Genomic DNA, 12,911 nt, shown 5'->3' with positions numbered 1-12,911 from the left:
ACTACAATTTCGTAATTACACAAGGTCAGTGCGCCTCGTCCCAGTTATCCGCCGCCTTGGCCTCGACCTCCAGCGGCACCGAAATATCGATGGCCGGCAGCGCCGCATTGCGCATCACGTCGGAGATGACCCGCTTCGCCGTTTCGACCTCGTCGTCCGGCGCTTCGAAGATCAGTTCGTCGTGGACCTGAAGCAGCATTTTCGTGGTCAGGCCGACCGATTCCAGCGCGGTCGGCATGCGGATCATGGCGCGGCGGATGATGTCGGCCGCCGTGCCCTGAATCGGCGCGTTGATCGCTGCGCGCTCGGCAAAGGCGCGCTGCCCTGCCGACTTGGCGCTGATGTCCGGAATATGGATACGGCGGCCAAAGATGGTCTCGACATAGCCCGTCGCCTTCACCTGTTCCTTGGCCGCGTCCATATAGGCCTTGATGCCGGGGAAGCGCTCGAAATAGGTCTTGATGTAGCGCGCCGCCTCGGCGTTATCGATGCCGAGCTGGTTGCCCAGACCGAAGGCCGAAATGCCGTAGATGATGCCGAAATTGATGGCCTTGGCGCGGCGGCGCACGTCCGACGGCATCCCGTCGACCGGCACCCCGAACATTTCCGACGCCGTCAGGGCGTGGATGTCGATGCCGTCCTGAAACGCCTTCTTAAGCTGGCCGATGTCGCCGATATGGGCCAGCAGACGCAGTTCGATCTGCGAATAGTCGGCTGAAATCAGCTTATGCCCCGGACGCGCGATAAAGGCGGTACGGATCTTGCGGCCTTCCATGGTGCGGATCGGGATGTTCTGCAGGTTCGGTTCGTTGGACGACAGGCGGCCCGTTGTCGTCGAGGCCAGTTGATAGCTGGTGTGGATACGGCTCGTTTCGTGATCGGCATATTCGACCAGGGCGTCCGTATAGGTGCCCTTCAGCTTGGCCATCTGACGATAGTCGAGCAGCAGCCGGGCGAGGCGTTTGCCCTGCTCGTGCGTGCCCTTTTCAGCGATCTCTTCCAGCACCTTGACGTCGGTGGCCCATTGACCCGTCGCCGTCTTCTTGCCGCCCGGCAGGGCCATTTCGTCGAAGAAGATAGCGCCCAGTTGCTGTGGCGAGTTGAGGTTGAACGGGTGGCCGGCGACGCCGTGCGCCTCAATTTCAATCTCGCCCATGCGCACGCCGAAATCCTGCGACAACTGACGCAGCACCTGCGGATCGACGCGCACCCCGGCCAGTTCCATGTCCGACAGCACGGTCGGCAGGGCGCGCTCCAGCGTCTCATACACCGTCACCAGCCGCTTCTGCGCCAGTTGCGGCTTGAGCACGTGCCACAGACGCAGCGTGATGTCGGCGTCTTCGGCGGCGTATTCGGTCGCAGGCTTGAGGTCCACAAACTTGAACGACTTGGCGTTCTTGCCCGTGCCGGCGACCTGCTTGAACGGGATCGGCGTGTGGCCGAGGTGCAGTTCCGACAACTCGTCCATGCCGTGCCCGTGCAGGCCGCCTTCGAGCACGTAGGAAATCAGCATGGTGTCGTCATAGGGGGCGACGCGGATGCCGTAGCGCGCAAAGACAGACAGGTCGTATTTGATATTCTGCCCGACCTTGAGCACGGTCGGGTCTTCGAGCAGCGGTTTCAGTTCGGCCAAGGCCTCGACCAGCGCAATCTGCTTCAGTTCGTCACCGGACAGGGCCAGACCGCCGTCGTCGGATTCATGGGCCAGCGGGATATAGACCCCCGATCCCGGCGCGCAGCTCAAACTCACGCCGACCAGACCCGACGCCGTGGCCGACAGCGAGTCGGTTTCGGTATCGACGGCAAAGACGCCCGCTGCGCGGCACTGCGCCAGATAGGCCTTCAGCGCCTCCCTGTCCTGAAGGCATTGATAGGCTTCGTAATTGACCGGAGTCAGCAGGGCTTCGGGCGTCGCTGCACGGGGGACCGATGCCTGCGCGCTGCCGCCGAACAGCGGCTTCGATACCGGTACGGAAATGTCGCGCGGCGTGGATTGCGCGGTTTCGAGCGTCGTCAGCGATCCGCCGACGCGGCGCGCCAGAGAGGTGAATTCCATCTCGGCCAGAAACGCGCCCAGTTCCGCCGCATCCGGGTCTTTCAGCGCAAATTCGTCGATGGGGCACGGCGGCGGCACGTCGCAACGCAGACGCACCAGTTCGCGCGACATCAGAATCTGGTCGCGGAACTCGGTCAGGGCCTCGCGGCGCTTGGGCTGCTTGATTTCGTGCGCGCGCTCCAGCAGCGCATCGAGCGAGCCGTATTCGAGGATCAGTTGCGCGGCGGTCTTGATGCCGATGCCCGGCGCGCCTGGGACATTGTCGGTGGAATCGCCGATCAGGGCCTGCGCATCGACGACCAGTTCCGGCGGCACGCCGAACTTTTCGATGACCTGCTCACGGCCGACATGCGTACCCTTGACCGGATCGAGCATCGAGACGTGGTCGTTGACCAGTTGCATCAGATCCTTGTCGGACGAGATAATGGTGACTTCAAACCCTTCCTTCACCGCCATATCGGCATAGGTGCAGATCAGGTCGTCGGCCTCAAAGCCCAGAAGCTCGACATTGTGGATGCCGAAGGCCTTGGTGGCCTGACGGATCAGCGGAAATTGCGGGATCAGGTCTTCGGGGGGCGGCGGGCGGTGCGCCTTGTACTGATCGTAAAGATCGTTGCGGAAGGTATGCGCCCCGGCGTCGAAAATGACCGCCAGATGCGAAGGTGCGTCATCTCCGCGGTTCTCTTTGATGAGCTTATACAGCATGTTGCAGAAGCCCGACACGGCCCCGACCGGCAGGCCGTCAGACTTGCGCGTCAGCGGCGGCAAGCCGTGATAGGCGCGGAAGATATAGCCGGAACCGTCGATCAGGACGAGGCGCTTTGCAGACATGAGGGCTCGCTTCAAACAAGGTATGCAGGCTTCATAGAGCCATCCGCGAACGATGCCAATTCAAAGCGTCAGGGATTGGCAGGAAGATGACCAACTCCGCGCTGACAGGAGGGCGGAGCCTATGGTGGTGGGGTGGCTCACAACCCTTCCACCCGCGCCAACGCCTTCAACCTCACCCCATCGGCCACCGCATCCGGATCAGCATAAACCTCTGCCGCCGGAATGCGATAGACCTCCAACCCCTGCGCCCCCAGAAACCGGTCGCGCTCAGCATCTCGCTCCGGCCTATCCCCGAGACTATGCAAACCACCGTCAACCTCGATGCATAAGGCCGCGGCTTTACAATAGAAGTCGAGAATATAGGGCCCTACCGGATGCTGTCGACGAAAGATCAACCCATCGTCAAGGCGATGCTTCAAACGCTCCCACAACAGCCATTCCGGCTGAGTCAATGCCTTACGGAACCGCCGCGCCCTGACAATTTGCTTCGGATCTGTGGCTGACAAAGAGAGCACCCCACCACCCTTCGCTCCGCGAACGGTCCCCCTCCCCGCACTAAAGTGCAGGGAGGTATATTAGCATGCTTTAAAATTATTCATACCTCCCCGCTGGCGGGGAGGGTGGCATTTGGCGCCAGCCAAATGACGGGTGGGGTGGCTTGGGGGCAACGAAAAAAGCCGCCCGGTTATCCCGAACGGCTTTCACCTACCAGCTCCCCGTATTCGGCATACTCGCCCACGGTTCCTGCGGCGGTTTCGGCTGACCCTTTTGCAGCAGTTCGATGCTGATGCCGTCCGGAGAGCGCACGAAGGCCATATTGCCGTCGCGCGGCGGACGGTTGATCACCACGCCCATATCCATCAGGTGCTGACACGTTGCGTAGACGTCATCGACCTCATAGGCCAGATGCCCGAAATTGCGGCCGCCGGTATAGTCTTCGGCCACGCCATTGTCGTCCGGCCAGTTATAGGTCAGCTCGACATGCGGCGCGGCGCGGTCGCCGCCATTGACGGTCGCCGTCGCCGAATCCAGCGGCGCGGCCAGAAAGACCAGCGTGAACCGGCCTTTTTCGCTGACATTGCGGCGCACTTCGAACAGGCCCAGACCCCGGCAGTAGAAATCCAGCGCGGCGTCCAGATCCTTCACACGGATCATCGTGTGAAGATACCTCATTAGTGACTGCCTTCGGGACGCGGGGCCGGATCGACATAGTCGTGCGCGTGATCCTTATGGACGAACTTACGGTCGCAATAGCCGCATTCGACCTCGCCATTGGCGCCCAGCTCGTAATAGGTCAACGGGTGGCCCAGCGCCCCGCCGCCGCCATTGCAGGCGACCTTGTGGCCATCGACATAGATAATTTCGGGGGGAGGAACGGTGCTCATAGACTTATGCCACGCTGATTGTGGGGTTTGGCCTAGCCTTACTGAAACGCGCGGCGGGCGTCAAACAATGCCTGACGAAAAATCATACCTCCCCGGCTATGCCGGGGAGGGGGACCGCATGAGCCGACCAAAGGTCGGTGAGATGTGGTGGTGGGGTTTCTTTCTTAATTTCAGTAAACTGATCAGGTGGGGCATATCGCAAGACACCCCACCACCATTTGCTCTGCAAATGGTCCCCCTCCCCGAGAAGTCGGGGAGGAATGATCAAACTCTACTCGTAACCGTGAGCGGCTTCATTGATGGTCAGGGTCGGCATGTGGCTGAAATCGACCGCTACCGGCTGGGCCAGCTTGAGTTGATAGGTGCGCAGCACGTGCTCCAGTCGGCGGCGGGTCTCACGCGAGGCCTCGGAGCGCGGATCGAGTTGCAGCGGGGCCAGACAGAAGTCGATGATGGTGTCGGGACGGGTGTAGGTATTCATTGTCGTTCTCCTTTACTCGGCAGGTGTCATTTCAGTTGCGCTACCGCTTCGCTGCTTGAGCGCGGGGTAAAATTGCGCGGTCTCCGTGGAGTCCTTCAAAGCCGTGGTGGACGATTGTCCGTTGCTGATGGTCAGGGCGACCTTGTCGAAATAGCCGGTGCCGACTTCGCGCTGGTGGCGGGTGGCGGTGTAGCCCGCCGCTTCGTTGGCGAATTCGCGCTGCTGAAGCTCGGAATAGGCCGCCATGCCGCGGTCGCGGTAGCCCGAAGCCAGTTCGAACATGCCGTTATTCAGCGAGTGGAACCCGGCCAGCGTGACGAACTGGAATTTATAGCCCATCGCCCCCAGTTCGCGCTGGAATTTGGCGATGGTCGCCTCGTCCAGCCTGGCCTTCCAGTTGAAGGACGGTGAGCAGTTATAGGCCAGCAACTTGCCCGGATGTTCGCGGTGCACGGCCTCGGCAAAGCGGCGCGCATCGTCGAGGTCCGGATGCGAGGTCTCCCACCATAGCAGGTCGGCGTATTTGGCATAGGCCAGACCGCGCGCGATGCAGTGATCGAGGCCCGTACCGGCCTTCAGGCGGAAGAAGCCTTCCGGCGTGCGGCTGTCGCGCTCGATGAACGGATGGTCGCGCTCATCGATGTCGGACGTGATCAGTTGCGCCGATTCTGCATCCGTCCGCGCCACGGTGAGCGTCGGCACGCCCATCACATCGGCCGCCAGACGCGCCGCGATCAGGTTGCGCTCATGCGCCTGGGTCGGGACCAGCACCTTGCCGCCGAGGTGGCCGCACTTCTTTTCCGAAGCCAGTTGATCCTCGAAATGCACGCCCGCCGCACCGGCCTCGATAAAGGCCTTCATGATCTCGAAACTGTTCAGCGGCCCGCCGAAACCGGCTTCGGCGTCAGCCACAATGGGCGCGAACCAATCTCGTTTCGCGCCACCTTCCGAATGCTCGATCTGATCGGCGCGCTGAAGCGTGCGATTGATGCGACGGCACAGTTCGGGCGCGGCATTGGCCGGGTAGAGCGACTGATCCGGATACATGGCCGAAGCGGTATTGGCATCCGCCGCCACCTGCCAGCCGGAGAGGTAGATGGCCTTGAGGCCCGCCCGCACCATCTGCATGGCCTGATTGCCGGTGACGGCCCCCAGCGCATTGATAAACGGCTCTTCGTGCAGGAGTTGCCACAGGCGGTTGGCCCCGCGCTCGGCCAGCGTGTTCTGGATATGCACCGAACCGCGCAGGCGCATTACCTCTTCCGGCGTGTACGGACGGGTGATGCCGTCGAAACGGCCCTTGGGGGCATTGGGCACCAGTTGCTCGAAAGTGGTCATGACAGGGTCTCCGGGTGGGGCTGGGGCTGGGCTCGCGTCAGCGAAATTTCGCGGCTGAGGCTTTCACGGTGGGCCATCAGGGTGGCCTGACGCGACAACACCGCCGCTGCGCCGAACGAAGACACGTAAGCGGTAGCCAGGTCGAACGGGCTCAGAAACGGTGTAAATATGGATATATTTGTCATAATGCGTCTCCTTTCTGGCGGCAGGGCCGCGCTGTGTGATGAGACGATTAAGCGCTTCAAATCCTCACAAGTGTAGGTTTTTCAGCCCATCTCTCGCGTCATTTAGCAAAACCCGACCTTGCAATTTTTGTAAATTTATGACTAAATGACTCATCTTATCTCCTCCCTGTCGCGCAGCGATGGGGAGGGGGACCGCCAGCGAAGCGCAGCGGTGGAGGGGGACGACTCCGAAGATCGGCCACGCTGCAAAGCTTGGCGCCATCCCCCTCCGTCATTTGGCTTTGCCAAATGCCACCTCCCCACGGCTTCGCCGCAGGGAGGAGAGTGGAAAACATGTCCGAACTTGATCGCAAACTCTTCCTGGGGGGCCGCCTCAAGCGCCTGCGGCACGATCTGAACCTGACCCAGACGCGCATGGCCGAAGACCTTGGCGTGTCGCCCTCCTACCTCAACCATCTGGAGCGCAATCAGCGCCCCGTGACGGCGCAGGTGCTGCTGAAACTGGCCTCGACCTATGACCTCGACATGCGCAGCTTCACCTCGGAGGCCGACCCGTCGGGCGAGGCCGATCTGGCCGAGGTGCTGAGCGATCCGTTGTTCAAGGACCTGCACGCGCCGCGCCGCGAAATCGCCGATCTGGTCGCCGCCTCCCCCACGGTGGCCGAGGCCATGCTGCGGCTGTACCGCGCCTATAAGGAGCGCAAGGTGCGTGAGGTGATCGACCTCGGTTCGGCGGAAATCCTCAACGAACACTCCCCCGCCGACTGGACCCGCGATCAGGTGCAGGCGGCCAACAACCACTTCCCGGACTTCGATGAACGCGGCGAGGCCCTGTTCGAGGCGCTGGGGGGCGATGCGCACACACTCGAAGCCGCCGCCGAACGCAAGCTGCAAAGCGATTTCGGCATCGGCGTGCGCTTCATGCCGGCCTCGGTCATGCTGATCTACCAGCGCCGCTACGACCCGCACCGGCGCCGCCTGATGCTGTCGGAGACGCTGGCCCCCTCGTCGCGCGTCTTCGCTATCGTCTACCAACTGGCCTTGTCGCTATACGGCAATGAACTGAACGCCCGCGTCGAACGCGCCAAGGCACCCGATCTGGCATCGGGCCGCATGTTCAAGATCGCGCTCCTCAACTATCTGACCGCCGCGACCCTTATGCCCTACGGCCGCTTCCACGAGGCGGCGGAGGCCTGCGGCTACGATCTCGAACTGCTGCGCGCCCCGTTCGGCGTCAGCTTCGAGCAGGCGGCCCACCGCCTGACCACCCTGTCGCAACCGGGCCGTCGCGGCGTGCCCTTCTTCATGATGCGCATCGATTCCGCGGGTAATGTCTCCAAACGCTTCGCTGCGGGCAAGTTTCCCTTTTCGCGCTTCGGCGGGGCCTGCCCGCGCTGGAACATCCATCAGGCGTTTCAGTCGCCGGGCCGCGTGCTGACTCAGGTGATCGAAACGCCGGACAAGGCCCGATATTTTACGCTGGCGCGTACGCTCGACCGGGGCCTGCGCGGCTGGGACGGCGGGGCCTATAGCGAACAGGCGCTGGGACTGGGTTGCGATCTGAAATACGCGGACAAGCTGGTCTATGCCAAGGGGCTGGACCTCACCAACCCTGCCGCCGTGGAGACCGGCCCCATGTGCCGGCTGTGCGAACGTCCCAACTGCCGCGAACGCGCCGCCCCGCCGGTGACCAAGACCCTGGCCGTCGATGAGTGGATCAAGTCGGCCACGGCGTTTCCGTTTGCACAGTAACTCTCCTCCCTGCGCTTTAGCGTGGGGAGGTGGCGCGCCGAAGGCGTGACGGAGGGGGATGTCTCGGAAGACGGAAGGACACAGGCCCTGATTATAGTTGTACGACAAACGGACAGACTGCGTCGTCCCCTCCGTCTCCCCGTTACACTCGGAGCCACTCCCCACGCCATCGGCACAGGGAGGAGGGAACCTCCTAAAGCCTGAGGACTTTGGCGGTCTGCGCGACGGGTTCGGTGGTTTTGAGGGGGTTTCTGAGCGCGTGGACGAAGGGTCGGGCGTCGATCTCGAACACGTCGCCGGCCTGCGTCTTGACGCCGTCGGCAAAGCTCGCTGTCGCCGTGCCGAAGCAGTGCACGTGCACATCGCCCGGCACCCGGAACAGTTCGTACTTGAAGTGGTGGTGCTCAAGGTTCTCGAACGTGTGGGACATATTGTCCTCGCCCGAGATGAACGGCTTTTCCCAGATGACCTCGTTGCCGCGCACGATCTTCGACGTGCCCTCGACATGGCGCGGCAGGTCGCCCGTCAGGATCTCCACCCCCAGGCTGGCCGGACGCAGCTTGGAGTGCGCCAGCCACAGATAGTTCTGCTTCTCGGTCACGTGGTCCGAGAACTCGTTGGCCAGTGCAAAGCCGGTGCGGTACGGCTGACCGTCGTCGCCGATGACGTAGATGCCGGCCATTTCCGGCTCCTCGCCGCCGTCCTCGGCAAAGCCCGGCGACACCAGTTCGGCGCCCGGACCGACCAGGGCGTGGCCATTGCCCTTGTAAAACCATTCCGGCTGCGCCCCCGCCGTGCCCGACGCCGGCTTGCCGTTCTTCACGCCCATCAGGAACATGCGCATCGAGTCGGTCAGGTTCTCCTCGCCGCCCGCGTCTTTGGCGGCGTCTTTGGCCTTGGCGTGCATCTTGTCGCGGCCCTCGGCCGAACCGAGGTGCGTCAGGCCCGTACCCGTCAGGTGCAGGTGCGCCGCATCCGGATGGTCGATCGGGGCCAGCACGCGGCCTTCCGAAAGCGCCAGCCTGATGTCCACCGCTTCGCCCAGACCCTGTTCCCTGACCTGATCGACGATCGAGCGCTTGGCGGCAATGGCGGCCCGCGCCAGTTCGTAGGTCGAGGTCACACCCAGAATGACCCTGGCCGAGCCGTCATCCTCTCCGGCGGCCACGCCGCGCGCCCCGTGGGCATCGACAAACTGGATCAGGCGAAGGGTCATGGGTCGCTCCTCGGAGGATAATTGCTCTTAAAACTCAGACAATTCTTCGTGACGAATTAGGCTCGACTTTGCCGTTTGTCAAATCGTGTTTATGATCACCGGGAGATTCTCAAACTTTCCCCTCTCCCTTGAGGGAGAGGGTGCCGCGTCAGCGGCGGGTGAGGGGGCAGATCGGCCAGCCATTCTTCGATGAGGGGCGTGCGCAACACCGTTTCTGCTACTGCGCGGAGGTAGGACATTTTCCCACCTTTGCCCCCCTCACCCCGGTCCGCAATGCGGCCCGACCCTCTCCCTCAAGGGAGAGGGAATAAACGACAGGGACCTGAATGACCGTAAACCGCCCCAGCCCCGCACCGCTCGACCGTTCCCATACCGCGCGTGGCGAAGCCGCCGCTTACGGTGTGCATTTTCAGGGCCGCCTGCACGGGGCGCTGGCCCATCGTCTGGGCGTCGACATCCTCAGGGGCGTCTACAAGCCCGGCGAGGTCCTGCCCAACGAGATCGACTCGTCCTCGACGCTCGATATCTCGCGCTCGGCCTATCGCGAGGCCATCCGCATTCTGGCGGCCAAGGGCATGGTCGAGAGCCGCCCCAAGGCCGGCACGCGCGTCACCGCGCGCCGCCGCTGGAACGTGCTCGATCCGGAGGTTCTGGGCTGGATGTTCGAGACCGAGCCGTCGGAAGACTTCATCAAGGGCCTGTTCGAGTTGCGCCTGATCACCGAGCCGGCGGCGGCGGAACTGGCGGCCCTGCGCCGGACGGAGGATCACCTGCGCATCATGGACAAGGCGCTCGACCTCATGCAGTCCGAGACGCTGGCGACCGAAGCCGGGCGAAAAGCCGATCTCGACTTCCACGACGCGCTGATGCACGCCACGCACAACGAGGCGCTGGCATCGCTGAGCCACTCGATCGGTGCCGCGGTCGCCTGGTCGACGCGCTTCAAGCAGCGCCATCAGGCCCTGACGCGCGACCCGGTGCCTGACCACCGGCGGGTCTTCGACGCCATCAAGCGCCAGGACGCCGGCGCCGCCCGATGGTGCATGGAATCCCTCATCCGCATGGCCCTCGAAGACACACAACGCTCCATGCAGACGCAATACCTCGAACCGAGGGGATAAGAATTTTAACCACGGAAAACACAGAAAGCACGGACTTCATTGCGTGGATAATCGGCGCGAAGCGCCCCCATCTGGCTATTGAAACGCATTGATTTGAGGCCCTTCGGGCTCAACGCTTCAACGCGCCTTTCCGTGCTTTCCGTGTTTTCCGTGGCCAATCTTCTCTTCGCAACCCAACAACACGGCAGATGGCCTTTACGGTAAACAGGTGTTAACGACCCGCTAAGACAGACGCGGTTAAAATCGCCGCCATTACCGGTACAGGGCCCCATGAGCGACTCCACTCCCATCTCGGCACGCGTCGAAATCGTCAACGATAAAGGGCTGCACGCCCGCGCGTCGGCCAAGTTCGTCAAGACCGCCGCCCAGTACGACGCCCAGATCTACGTGCTGAAGGACGACTCGCGCGTCGATGCGCAGTCGATCATGGGCCTGCTGATGCTGGCCGCCTCCAAAGGCACCTTCATCGACATCGAGGCTGAAGGCCATCAGGCGCAGGACGCCGTAGACGCACTGGTGGCGCTGGTCTCCGACCGCTTCGGCGAAGAGTCCTGAGATGAAGCGCCTCGCCCTTCTCCTCATGACCTGCGCGGCGCTGACGGCGGCAGCCCATGCCGAGCCGCCCGACGGCGAGGGCTCGACCGGTCCTGTGGGCGAAGAGACAACCACGGACGCACCCAAGCCTGAACCCAGGCCGCGCCCCAAGCCCAAGCCCAAACCCAAGGTCGTCGCCCCCGCGCCCAAGCTGCCCGACGCCCCGATCCCCTACACGCAATTGCAGGCCACTCCGGCCCCACACCCGACCATCGCCAGGGTCGAGGCCCATCCGGTCACACCTATTGCAGTGCCCACGCCTGCCCATGTCCCTCCGCCTCCGCCGGCCATCATCGCCCAGACGGCGCCGATCGCACCGGTGGATACTTCGGCTCCCCTGTCCCTGTTGCCCAGCGTCACGCACGACATGAAGTGCGAAACCCAGGTGGTCGGACCCAAAGGCCTCATCTCCAAAGGCCAGTTCTATCTGGAAGTCGGCCTGTCGGCCGTCTTTCCCGACGACACCGCGCGCTTCAAAATGGTGATGGCCGACCCGCGCCACGAAAGCCTGCTGAAAGACACCGCCTGCGAAACCATCGAATGCCGCGTGACGATCAGCCCCAACTATTACGACCTCTATAACGCCCGCACCAAGCGCGGCGCGCAGCTTCGCGTGACGCTCGACCGCTATACGGGGGCCTACCTCGCCCGCCGCACCGACGGCAAGCTGCCGCTAGGCGGCTCAGCCGTGATCAAGGAAGGGCCGGGCGAGTACGAGGAAGGCTACTGCACCTTGCAGAAACGGCCTGAGAAGCTGTTTTAAGCCAAGTTTAGAAGACTCTGGGGCCGCAGGCCCCAGACCCCGAAACCAAAAAAGCGCTCCACCGGCAACCGATGGAGCGCTTTGTAATTCATGGGGTCCGGGGTCAACTGACCCCGGAAGCCTTTACTCCTTAAACATTCACGCCGCGCGTGGCTTCCGAGCGCTTCTTGAGCAGCGTATCGAACGCATCCCACACGCCTTCGCCGCCGGTCCACGCGCCCTTGGTCGCGGCCTTGGAATATTCTGTGGCGCGGGCTTCGAAGAAGTTGGCGTGCTCGACGCCCGACAGCAGGACCTGCAGCCAGGGCAGCGGGTTTTCCTGCACGCCGAACACTTCCGGCAGTTCCAGTTGGCGCAGACGCCAGTCGGCGATGTAGCGGATGTACTGCTTGATGTCGTCGGGGGTCATGCCTTCGACCGGGCCCATTTCGAACGACAGGTCGATGAACTTGTCTTCGAGGCTCACGACGGTCTTACAGCAGTCGATGATGTCGTCGGCGACCGACTTGGTCACCGCACCGGTTTCCTTGTTGAAGGCGTGATAGAGCTTGATGATGCCTTCGCAGTGCAGGGATTCGTCGCGCACCGACCACGACACGATCTGGCCCATGCCCTTCATCTTGTTGAAGCGCGGGAAGTTCATCAGCATGGCGAAGGAGGCGAACAGTTGCAGCCCTTCGGTGAAGCCGCCGAACATAGCCAGCGTGCGGCAGATGTCGGCATCGCTGTCCACGCCGAACTTCTGCATGAAGTCGTGCTTGTCGCGCATGGCCTCGTATTCCATGAACGCACCGAATTCGGATTCCGGCATGCCGATGGTTTCGAGCAGAAGCGCGTAGGCGGCGATGTGGACGGTCTCCATATTGGCGAAGGCCGACAGCATCATCTTGATCTCGGTCGGCTTGAACACCCGACCGTATTTTTCCATGTAGTTGTCCTGAACCTCGATGTCCGACTGCGTGAAGAAGCGGAAGATCTGGGTCAGCAGGTTGCGCTCGTTGTCGTTCAGCTTGGACGCCCAGTCCTTGCAGTCCTCGCCCAGCGGCACTTCCTCGGGCAGCCAGTGGACCTGCTGCTGCTTTTGCCAGAAGTCGAAGGCCCACGGATAGCGGAAGGGCTTATAGGCGATCGAGGGGGTGAGCAGGCCCGCCTTGGGCTGGGAACCGGGGATGATGAGGCTCATGGAAAG

The 12,911-nt window shown here is 62.7% G+C and carries 13 protein-coding genes; 4 read left to right on the top strand and 9 right to left on the bottom strand.

Features of this window, described 5'->3' with window-relative positions; all coding sequences use genetic code 11:
• Positions 1-25 precede the first annotated feature (25 nt).
• The 7 genes from polA to LH365_RS01865 all read right to left on the bottom strand — a co-directional run bounded on the left by polA (position 26) and on the right by LH365_RS01865 (position 6,276).
• Positions 26-2,887, bottom strand: a complete 2,862-nt coding sequence (gene polA / locus LH365_RS01895) for a DNA polymerase I (protein ID WP_226744531.1) — start codon at positions 2,885-2,887, stop codon at positions 26-28.
• A 137-nt stretch (positions 2,888-3,024) separates the two neighbouring features.
• On the bottom strand, positions 3,025-3,393 hold the full coding sequence (locus tag LH365_RS01890) for an endonuclease domain-containing protein (RefSeq protein ID WP_226744530.1): 369 nt from the start codon (positions 3,391-3,393) through the stop codon (positions 3,025-3,027).
• Positions 3,394-3,592: 199 nt separating this feature from the next.
• A complete protein-coding gene (locus tag LH365_RS01885) occupies positions 3,593-4,060 on the bottom strand; it encodes a VOC family protein (RefSeq protein ID WP_226744529.1) in 468 nt (155 codons plus the stop codon).
• Positions 4,060-4,272, bottom strand: coding sequence for a zinc-finger domain-containing protein (locus tag LH365_RS01880; protein ID WP_226744528.1), 213 nt, complete (start codon positions 4,270-4,272; stop codon positions 4,060-4,062). The genes LH365_RS01885 and LH365_RS01880 overlap by 1 nt, the downstream gene beginning before the upstream one ends.
• Positions 4,273-4,543: 271 nt before the next feature.
• Positions 4,544-4,753: a hypothetical protein gene (locus tag LH365_RS01875; protein ID WP_226744527.1), complete on the bottom strand. Its 210-nt coding sequence runs from the start codon at positions 4,751-4,753 to the stop codon at positions 4,544-4,546.
• Between the two features lie 12 nt (positions 4,754-4,765).
• On the bottom strand, positions 4,766-6,091 hold the full coding sequence (gene aceA / locus LH365_RS01870; protein ID WP_226744526.1) for an isocitrate lyase: 1,326 nt from the start codon (positions 6,089-6,091) through the stop codon (positions 4,766-4,768).
• Positions 6,088-6,276, bottom strand: coding sequence for a hypothetical protein (locus LH365_RS01865; RefSeq protein WP_226744525.1), 189 nt, complete (start codon positions 6,274-6,276; stop codon positions 6,088-6,090). The genes aceA and LH365_RS01865 overlap by 4 nt, the downstream gene beginning before the upstream one ends.
• Positions 6,277-6,609: 333 nt before the next feature.
• Between LH365_RS01865 and LH365_RS01860 the strand changes: the two genes are divergently transcribed.
• Positions 6,610-8,028, top strand: coding sequence for a short-chain fatty acyl-CoA regulator family protein (locus LH365_RS01860; protein ID WP_226744524.1), 1,419 nt, complete (start codon positions 6,610-6,612; stop codon positions 8,026-8,028).
• Between the two features lie 193 nt (positions 8,029-8,221).
• Here LH365_RS01860 and araD1 read toward each other — a convergent pair whose 3' ends face one another.
• Positions 8,222-9,244 (bottom strand): AraD1 family protein, encoded by a 1,023-nt coding sequence (araD1, locus tag LH365_RS01855; RefSeq protein WP_226744523.1) that lies wholly within the window; start codon positions 9,242-9,244, stop codon positions 8,222-8,224.
• Between the two features lie 326 nt (positions 9,245-9,570).
• On the opposite strand from araD1, the gene LH365_RS01850 reads away from it, so the two are divergent.
• The 3 genes from LH365_RS01850 to LH365_RS01840 all read left to right on the top strand — a co-directional run bounded on the left by LH365_RS01850 (position 9,571) and on the right by LH365_RS01840 (position 11,722).
• Positions 9,571-10,365: a FadR/GntR family transcriptional regulator gene (locus tag LH365_RS01850; RefSeq protein ID WP_226743926.1), complete on the top strand. Its 795-nt coding sequence runs from the start codon at positions 9,571-9,573 to the stop codon at positions 10,363-10,365.
• A 270-nt stretch (positions 10,366-10,635) separates the two neighbouring features.
• Entirely contained in the window at positions 10,636-10,920 is a 285-nt protein-coding gene (locus LH365_RS01845; protein WP_226744522.1) for an HPr family phosphocarrier protein, read from the top strand.
• Between the two features lies 1 nt (position 10,921).
• Positions 10,922-11,722, top strand: coding sequence for a hypothetical protein (locus tag LH365_RS01840; RefSeq protein WP_226744521.1), 801 nt, complete (start codon positions 10,922-10,924; stop codon positions 11,720-11,722).
• Positions 11,723-11,852: 130 nt separating this feature from the next.
• Here the strand turns inward: LH365_RS01840 and LH365_RS01835 are convergent, their stop codons facing one another.
• On the bottom strand, positions 11,853-12,905 hold the full coding sequence (locus tag LH365_RS01835) for a ribonucleotide-diphosphate reductase subunit beta (protein ID WP_226744520.1): 1,053 nt from the start codon (positions 12,903-12,905) through the stop codon (positions 11,853-11,855).
• Positions 12,906-12,911 lie beyond the last annotated feature (6 nt).

Source organism: Asticcacaulis sp. AND118, from assembly GCF_020535245.1.
In the GTDB taxonomy this organism is placed as follows: Bacteria; Pseudomonadota; Alphaproteobacteria; order Caulobacterales; family Caulobacteraceae; genus Asticcacaulis.
Note: the sequence above shows the minus strand (reverse complement) of the source record. Positions and strands in the feature narration are given on the sequence as shown.